This window comes from Bacillota bacterium (genome assembly GCA_030705925.1).
Lineage (GTDB): Bacteria > Bacillota > Clostridia > Oscillospirales > Feifaniaceae > JAUZPM01.
This window is the reverse complement of sequence record JAUZPM010000004.1, coordinates 52,265-60,778: the sequence shown is the minus strand read 5'-3', so window position 1 is coordinate 60,778 and position 8,514 is coordinate 52,265. Positions and strand designations below refer to the sequence as shown.

Genomic DNA, 8,514 nt, shown 5'->3' with positions numbered 1-8,514 from the left:
TGTGTTACAACAGCTTTATACGGCGCCTCACCTTTTGTTGCAACAGCAGTCAGAAGTGAAGATTGGAACCAGCCGCGATACTGGTCTGCACCCTCAAGGTATAAATCAGCCGGCCATTTTAGATAATCCCGGCCAGCGCAAACAGCTGCGTGTGACGAACCGGAATCGAACCAGACATCCATAATGTCTTTTTCTTTTTTAAAATGGGTTCCACCGCAGTGCGGACATTTATAACCATCCGGCAAAAGTTCACTCGCATCCTTGGCATACCACGCATCTGGGCCTTCAGATTTGAATATCTTAACTACATTATTGATTGTATCTTTATTGATGATTTCCTTTTTACAGTCCTCACAATAGAAAATAGGTATAGGAACACCCCAAGTGCGCTGACGTGAAATGCACCAGTCACTGCGGTCACGCACCATATTTTTGATACGTTCTTCACCCCATTCAGGAATCCAGCGAACCCCTTCAATCTGCTTGACAGCCGCATCCGCAAAATCTGATATAGAGCAGAACCATTGTTCTGTTGCACGGAAAAGGACTGGCTCTTTACAGCGCCAGCAGTGTGGATATTGATGGATAATCTTCTCCATTGCAAACAAATTGCCTGTTTCCTCAAGATGCTTTGCAATAACTTTGTTTGCCTCATTAGTTGTAAGCCCTTTTACAAAATCACCGGCCTCCGCAGTCATTCTGCCATTGCTGTCAACCGGAACAATCATCGGAATCTCCGGATAATTTCTGCATACTTCATAGTCTTCAACGCCATGACCAGGGGCAGTATGAACACATCCAGTGCCACTCTCCAGCGTAACATGGTCTCCGACAATGACTATTGATTTACGATCCAGGAAAGGATGTGCGGTTTCGATATATTCAAGATCACTGCCACGGATTTCGCCTATTTTTTCATAGTTGTCCTTTTTACCTGCCTTCATTGCTGCATCAGCAAGCTCGCTTGCCATGACAAAATATTCGTTTCCGCATTTAATTAGAGAGTAATCATATGAAGGTCCTACTGCAATAGCTACGTTTGCAGGCAATGTCCAGGTTGTTGTCGTCCATATTACTACATAAGTATTATTTAGATCAGCGCCAAGCGCTGACAATTTTCCCTTGTCATCTGTTACTTTAAATTTAACATAAATAGAATAGCATGTATCCTCAGCATATTCTATTTCAGCCTCTGCAAGCGCAGTCTGACATTCAGGGCACCAGTAAACAGGCTTTAAACCTTTATAAATATAACCCTTTTGTGCCATTTCACCGAACACTTCGATCTGTGCGGCAACATAATCATTGGTAAGAGTCATATACGGATTATCCCATTCGCCGAGAACACCAAGTCTTACAAACTGTTTTGTCTGATCTTTAACAAATCCAAGTGCAAAGTCACGGCACATTTTACGAAGCTCTAAAGTCGAAATCTGCTGGGTTGACTCCATACCCGCCTTTTTGCGCGCCTTGAGTTCGGTGGGCAAACCATGCGTATCAAATCCTGGAACATAAGGGGTTTTGAACCCAGTCATGCTTTTATATTTTATAATAAAATCCTTCAGCACTTTGTTTAGTGCAGTTCCAAGGTGAATAGTCCCGTTTGCATAAGGAGGACCATCATGAAGCAAAAACATCGGTTTCCCCTCGTTATGCTTCAAAAGCTGTTTATAAAGGTCTTCTTTATCCCATTTATCCAGCATCTGAGGCTCACGTGACGGCAGATTAGCCCTCATTGGAAATAATTTATCCGTATCTTTAGACGGCAGATTAAGCGTCGAGTTATAATCAAGTGCCATGAATAATTTCTCCCTTTTTAGTCCTTTTTGTTTTTCTTCTTTCTGCCGAACAGACCGTGCCCGACCTGTTCATCTATATCAAAATCCTCTCCGAATCGAATATCGTCTTTGAAAGAAGACTCAATGGGGATTTCCTCCTCATCGTAAAGTTCGTCGTTAAGGGATTTTTCAGTGTCATAATTAAGAGCATTGACATCTTCCGGAGACTCATTCGGTTTTTCCGGGTGCTGCTCCTTATCGTTTTTTTCATTTTGCGGTTCGGCTTTATTTTCGCTGGCATTTTCAGTCATTACTACTGGAATAGTAATATCTTCATTTTTAATTCCGCGAAGCCTCTGCTCCGCCTCTTCCACTGCTGCTAGCATATCCTCTGAATCAAACAGCGGAAGCTTGATAATGCTATCATAATGAATCTTATAATGAAAAACAAGTTTCTCCTTATAAGCCTTTATATCGTCGTTTAATTTTTTAATTTCTCCGCGTTTTTCTTTTATCACTCTATCAAGAGACGATAATATTTCATCTCTTTTGCTGATTGTATCCTGCATGATACTTTCAGATTTTTCATTAGCCTCCATAATAAGGCTGTCGCATAATAGCTTAACATTGTCAACCGCGATTTTGATTGCTTCCTCATCTTTTTTATATGCAGCAACCATAGCCGCAAGCTTTTTAACCGTTTCAGAAAGAGTTGCATTTTCGGTATAAAGCCGCTCATAGTCGTGAAGCAATTCACCTAAGTATTCATCGATCTCAGCCGCATTGTAACCGCCAAGATTTTTTTTAAACGTCCTGTTTCTTAAATCGGACGGTTTTAACATGTCTTCCCCACCTTTTAAAATAAGCTAGGGCCTCCAAAACAAGAAGATCCTATCAATAAAGCCCAGTATAATAAGCAAAACTATTGGTGAAAAGTCGATAGGCATGCCGCGAAGAACATCTATCCTCGATAGCAGCTTTCTTATCGGCTGAAGCATTGGTTCAGTTAATACGTGTATAATTTCATAAATATGAAGCAGTGTTCCCCTAAGAGGAAACCATGACATTACCGCACGCGCGATTATAAGGATATATAAAAAATCAATTATATAACTCAAAATAAAATATAAAAAGGTTAAGACCGATGGCATCATATACCTCCGTTAATAGAAAACGCCGGTACTCTCAAGCTCATCCAGCAGGTCACCCATTATATCAACATTATATGGAGTTATAATAAAGGTGCTGTTGGCGACTTTTTTAATCTGACCGTCGTTAGCATAGGCAACTCCGCTTAAGAAATCGACTAGTCTGCGGCTTACCTCCTTATTTGTAGATTCAAGATTAAGAACTACAGTTCTTTTATCATTGAGATGATCCGCAATACTAACAGCGTCATCAAAGCGCTCTGGTTTAACAAGCACTACCTGAAGCTGTGCTGTAGTATGTATGTTTAATACTTTACCGCTCTTCTTTTCGTTTGAATTGTATATAGCCTTATCGTCAAAACTTTTTTGTTTATCTTTCTTGTCTTCTGTTTTAGCAATAATATCCATATCGTCCTGTTCAAGTTCATAACTTTCGTCATCTGATCCAATAAATTCTTTGATTTTCCCTAATAATCCCATATTATGACCTCCGATCTTATATATATATTCTTTCTCCAAACAGTCTGGTCCCGATGCGAACCATGGTGGCGCCCGCTTCAATAGCAAGCGGGAAATCAGCACTCATGCCCATGGATAAATGCTTTATATCTGTGCCTGGAATATTGCGTTCACGAAGAACATCAAACATTTTTCTCATTCTTCTAAAGTAGTCACAAAGCTCGTCTTGTGTTGCATTAAGTGGCGGAATTGCCATAAGCCCGCAAAGGCGTATATTTTTAAGAAAGGAAATATCGGATATCAGCTTGTCCAGCCCGTCCGGAGAGATACCGCTTTTCGACTCTTCTCCTCCAATATTTACCTCTATTAGTATATCCATTATACGACCGATTTTTGCGGACTGCCTGTCAATTTCCTTTGCGAGCGCAATATTGTCAACAGACTGAATCAAAGAAACTTTATCAACAATATATTTTACCTTATTTCTTTGCAAATGTCCAATAAAATGAAAATTTATTTTATTAGTATTACTTATTTTAGGATATTTATCGCAAAATTCCTGCACATAATTTTCACCTATATCAGTAATCCCTAGATTTACAGCTTCATCGATAAGCTCTGCCGGTTTCGTCTTTGACACGCCGACGATCGTAATATCCTCTTTTTTTCTTCCGCTCTTTTTCGCCGCTTTCTCGATTTCACCCATTATTTCATCTATTTTTTCCTGCACGCTAGTTTACCACCTTGCCGTCATATAAATTCTTACCTGCAACTATAACCTGATCATATAATTTTACACCGTTGTTAGAGTCATCAGCTTTTATTATGATGTATTGGTCCTTGTTTACCAAAATATCAACAGGCTCAAACTGTATCACTGAACCGCGCCGGACGAATACACCAGTTTTATTATTTTGCACTCGCAAGGCTCCGCCAGGTACACGCAGCCCATCATATGAACTTTTTACGATTTGGACGGTTTGATTACGAATAGTATTAATCTCGTTTAGTACATATGAACTGCTTATTATAACGAGACATTTGTCCCCGTCTTCCGAAACCGATTTTATAGTAGCGGGAACAAGTATATCAAGTGCGAATGGGAAGCGCAGATTGACTGCACTTCCCTCTTTCAAATCGCCTAAATCCTTTTTATTCAGAACAGTTGCAAAATACCATTCATATCCAACGACAAGTTTGCCTATAACTGAAGATGTATCCTCTTTTTTAAATTGAAGTTTTGGAAGTGCTTCAATATCATTTACAGTCAGCTTGTCTACGACATCAGGAGTAAGCTTGTCCTCAAGTCCGTCAACAGTATTTACAAAGCATCCGGGTTCAGAAGCATATATCGCGCTTACAGTTCCAGAAAGAGCCAACTTTTTTTTGTCGTATTCAGCTTGAAGACTATTAAGTGCAGCCTTCACCGTATCTTCATTGCCTGTAATTGCTTGCTTTCTGTTAAGATACATAGAAAGGTCGCTTTCTTCATTATATATTTTCATGCCGTCTCCGTCAGATGCCTGAGAAGATATGTTTTTATACATATCATTTATTTTTTGATCAATCTCCGCAATTTCCGACGTGCCATATGAAAGATTATCCAGACTTCTCTGGTAAATATCTATTTTTTCAGCAAGCTTATTAACCTCAAGCCTTTTTTCAAGTTCTTCTTCGCTGCTGTAAACAGATGCAATACGGCCTCCCTTTGCTACTCTTTCTCCGCTGGCCCTGTCAACTGCAAGCACTCCCTTATATGATTGCTTGAGCACCATTTCATCACGAATAATATAACCGTTCGCAGAAATATCATCATAGGCAGTTCCCATGTACGCCGTCTGGACAGTATAATCAGGCTGAAAGAAACCGCTGAGCTGAAAGATAAAATACGCGGTCACTAAAACCACCGACACCACACCTATTAACCTTACCGCGCGTTTTTCCACCTAATTCACCGCCATTTTTAATCTAAGCCGTCTCCTGCTCTCCTATCCCTCCACCTGTAAGTATATTAACCGCACGGGCTGGGATTATAGTTGAGATAGCATGTTTATATACAGCATTCTGCATTCCGCAGTTCTCGACAATAACTAAAAAACTATCAAATCCGCGTACTGTTCCGACAATTTTAACGCCGTTCATCAAATACATAGTAACCGGGATTTTTTCTTTTCTTACCTGATTTAAAAAAATGTCCTGTAAATTTAAATTTGTTTTCATATTTTTTATTCCTCCTTTTATGTTGTCAACAGTATATCACATTAAGAAGGAATTTTCTACCATTATTTTACTTTTACTATAAATTTCTTCAAAGTTTTCCTTATCTGTAAAAAACCAGTGTATCTTATCGTTTCTTCTAAACCATGTAAGCTGACGTTTTGCATATCTGCGTGATTCCATTTTTACGATCTCAACTGCTTCAGTAATACTGCCGCCAGTTTTAAGTGCGATTGCGATCTCTTTATATCCTATAGCCTGCATGGCCGTCGTGTCAAGAGGAATACCTTTATTTAAAAGATTTTTTACCTCATCCACAAGCCCCTGTTCTATCATTGTGTCAACTCTGATATTTATCCGGTCATATAATAATTGCCTGTTTTCGCAGGTTAATCCTATATAAAGCGGCTCATATGGGCTTTCATTGACTGAACGCCGCTCCCACTCACTCATAGTTACACCTGTGGTAAAATAAATCTCAAGTGCCCGTATCAGTCGTTTCTTGTCGTTTTCATGAAGTCTGTCCGCCACGGCGGGATCTATTTTTAAAAGCTTCTCTTTAAGTTCCAAGCCGCTAAACTCTGAAAGCTCGCCCCGGATTTTTTCATCATATTTAATCTCACCAAAACGTGTACCTGAAACAAGTGTATCAATATATAACCCTGTCCCTCCGGCAAGAATCGGAATCTTACCTTTTTGTGCTATATCAGATATGACTTGCCCCGCTTTACTGACATAATCCGAAACGCTGTATCGCCTATCGGGATATACTATATCGATCATATAATGTGGAATGCCGTTCATTTCATTCTCAGTCGGTTTAGCTGTCCCAATGTCCATCCCTTTATATATCTGCATCGAGTCTGCCGAAACAACCGCGGTATCAAAAGCCTTCGCAAGCATCACCGCAAGTTTGGTTTTCCCCGAAGCAGTAGGTCCGCAAACAACTATAAGCGGTATTTTATTACTCATTGCTGCCTCTTAAACTGTTTTTCAAAATAAGACTTTGTAAGCTCTAAAACCACAGGCCTTCCATGCGGGCAATGCTTGATATCGGGCTGAGCCAACAGCTCTTTTACTAGATTCAAAATATCTTCATATGCGTTATGCTGACCGCCCTTTATGGCGGCTTTGCAAGCTATCGAGTGGAGTATGTCGTCGTAAACCTCTGGTCGTGGGTCGCGTTTTCCACTCTGAAGCTGTGAAGCTATATCAATTATAAGGCCATTGATATCAGCCCAGCTGAGTTCTGTCGGCACCCCTCTTACCAAAAGCTCGTTTGTTCCGAATATTTCAGCCTCGAAACCGAGTTTCTCTAAAAACTTCATATTTTCTGCTATTTGTGCAAGCTCGTTTGGCGTAAGGCTTACAACTACTGGTTGAAGCAACGCTTGTGTCGAAGCGGTATGCTCTCTAGTTTTTAGCTTTTCATAAAGCATACGTTCCTGAGCTGCGTGTTTATCTATAAATAATACTTTATCATCAAATTCCGCTATTATATATGTATTAAAAAGCTCTCCTGCAATCCTGAATTTTTCTTCTTCTGCAAGAGTCTCCTGCTTGATCTCATTTTCGCAAAACGTTACTTCTTCATTTTCCTGTGTATTATCGGCCTCTATTCTTCCCTGTTCTTCCTGCTTTCCTGTTTCTGCTGGATCAGGAATTACAGGTTTAAGCGTTTTGCCTACTTCCGACGAATAATTAAGCATAAATTTTGCGGCGTCGGCTGGCTCTGATGCGCAAACTTTTAGGCTGCCCGAAATATCCGGATAACTCCAATCTGCAGCGCTGATATCGATGTTGGCAGACGGCTTACTTATTTTTGGTGCTGTTTCTTGAACAAATTCATTCTTCGGATTCTGAATATCCACCGTTTTTTCATCTGATGTCTTTATCGGAAGGCGCATTTCTTGCCTTTTATTATCATTTGCCAATGTCTCTCTTACCGCAAAGAATATAGCGTCATACATAGATCGCTCGTCAGAAAATTTGACCTCAATCTTTGACGGGTGCACATTGACGTCTACAGCACCAAAATCTATTTCAGCATTTAAAACACAGATTGGATATTTTCCAACCATTATGCTGTGTTTCATTGATTCTTCAAGTGCAATTGAAAGCACGCGAGATTTTACCATACGGGAGTTGACTGAAAAATGCTGCATATTGCGATTGGGTCTAGCCGTTTCGGGTTTCCCTACAAATCCTGTTACATGGATACCTTCACTGCTGAAATCGACCGGAAGCATCAATGATGATGTTTCCTTGCCAAAGCATGCGTAAACAGCCGCTGACAGTCCCGTTCCTGGTGAAAACAAGGTTTCCCTTCCATCTCTGATAAATCTGATTTGTATAAAAGGATTACAAAGCGCAATATTTTGAACAAGGCCGGCAATAGAAGCCGATTCGGTAACATCTTTTTTTAGAAACTTCCTGCGTGCAGGCGTATTGAAAAACAAGTCTCTAACTATTATAGTTGTCCCGGCGGGTGCGCCCGTTTCCTCTGTAATTTTTAGCTCTCCGCCTTCAACCACAACGCGTGTGCCGGATGTTGAATCTTTTTCACAGGTAATAAGTTCAGTCTTTGATACAGATGCTATAGCCGCAAGCGCTTCTCCCCGAAATCCCAGCGTCTTTATTGCAGAGAGATCCTCGGCTCTTGAAATCTTGCTTGTGGCATGTCTTAAAAAAGCCTTTGCCGCGTCTTCGCTGTTCATGCCGCAGCCGTCATCCGTAATCCTGATGTAAGTTGAACCGCCATTCTTAATTTCAATAGTGACCGATTTGCTTCCCGCGTCGATTGCATTCTCGATCAGTTCCTTGACAACAGAGGAAGGGCGGTCAACAACTTCTCCCGCGGCGATAAGATTAGCAACCTGTTTGCTTAAAAGCTGTATCCTGTTCAACATATC

Annotated in this window: 9 protein-coding genes; all 9 read right to left on the bottom strand. The window is 40.6% G+C overall.

Annotation, left to right across the window (positions count from 1 at the left end):
* Positions 1–1,799: isoleucine--tRNA ligase (gene ileS, locus Q8865_01520; protein ID MDP4152109.1), on the bottom strand; the 1,799-nt coding region annotated here is incomplete at its 3' end.
* A 17-nt stretch (positions 1,800–1,816) separates the two neighbouring features.
* Positions 1,817–2,620 (bottom strand): DivIVA domain-containing protein, encoded by an 804-nt coding sequence (locus tag Q8865_01515; GenBank protein ID MDP4152108.1) that lies wholly within the window; start codon positions 2,618–2,620, stop codon positions 1,817–1,819.
* Between the two features lie 24 nt (positions 2,621–2,644).
* Positions 2,645–2,929, bottom strand: a complete 285-nt coding sequence (locus tag Q8865_01510; protein MDP4152107.1) for a YggT family protein — start codon at positions 2,927–2,929, stop codon at positions 2,645–2,647.
* Positions 2,930–2,941: 12 nt separating this feature from the next.
* The gene (locus Q8865_01505; protein ID MDP4152106.1) at positions 2,942–3,406 is read right to left on the bottom strand and encodes a cell division protein SepF; all 465 of its coding nucleotides are present in this window, start codon (positions 3,404–3,406) and stop codon (positions 2,942–2,944) included.
* 16 nt (positions 3,407–3,422) lie between these two features.
* The gene (locus Q8865_01500) at positions 3,423–4,115 is read right to left on the bottom strand and encodes a YggS family pyridoxal phosphate-dependent enzyme (GenBank protein ID MDP4152105.1); all 693 of its coding nucleotides are present in this window, start codon (positions 4,113–4,115) and stop codon (positions 3,423–3,425) included.
* A gap of 1 nt (position 4,116) precedes the next feature.
* On the bottom strand, positions 4,117–5,331 hold the full coding sequence (locus tag Q8865_01495; GenBank protein ID MDP4152104.1) for an HlyD family efflux transporter periplasmic adaptor subunit: 1,215 nt from the start codon (positions 5,329–5,331) through the stop codon (positions 4,117–4,119).
* 22 nt (positions 5,332–5,353) lie between these two features.
* Complete coding sequence (gene hfq / locus Q8865_01490; protein MDP4152103.1) at positions 5,354–5,605, bottom strand: RNA chaperone Hfq; 252 nt, start codon at positions 5,603–5,605, stop codon at positions 5,354–5,356.
* A gap of 36 nt (positions 5,606–5,641) precedes the next feature.
* Entirely contained in the window at positions 5,642–6,574 is a 933-nt protein-coding gene (gene miaA / locus Q8865_01485; protein ID MDP4152102.1) for a tRNA (adenosine(37)-N6)-dimethylallyltransferase MiaA, read from the bottom strand.
* The gene (gene mutL, locus Q8865_01480) at positions 6,571–8,508 is read right to left on the bottom strand and encodes a DNA mismatch repair endonuclease MutL (protein ID MDP4152101.1); all 1,938 of its coding nucleotides are present in this window, start codon (positions 8,506–8,508) and stop codon (positions 6,571–6,573) included. Before mutL ends, miaA begins: the two co-directional genes overlap by 4 nt.
* Positions 8,509–8,514: the final 6 nt, after the last annotated feature.

Bases quoted from the DNA above. Each gene is read 5' to 3' on its own strand.
- Q8865_01515 (MDP4152108.1), bottom strand. From the start codon at position 2,620: ATGTTAAAACCGTCCGATTTAAGAAACAGGACGTTTAAAAAAAATCTT.
- Q8865_01505 (MDP4152106.1), bottom strand. From the start codon at position 3,406: ATGGGATTATTAGGGAAAATCAAAGAATTTATTGGATCAGATGACGAA.
- hfq (MDP4152103.1), bottom strand. From the start codon at position 5,605: ATGAAAACAAATTTAAATTTACAGGACATTTTTTTAAATCAGGTAAGA.
- miaA (MDP4152102.1), bottom strand. From the start codon at position 6,574: ATGAGTAATAAAATACCGCTTATAGTTGTTTGCGGACCTACTGCTTCG.
- Q8865_01510 (MDP4152107.1), bottom strand. From the start codon at position 2,929: ATGCCATCGGTCTTAACCTTTTTATATTTTATTTTGAGTTATATAATT.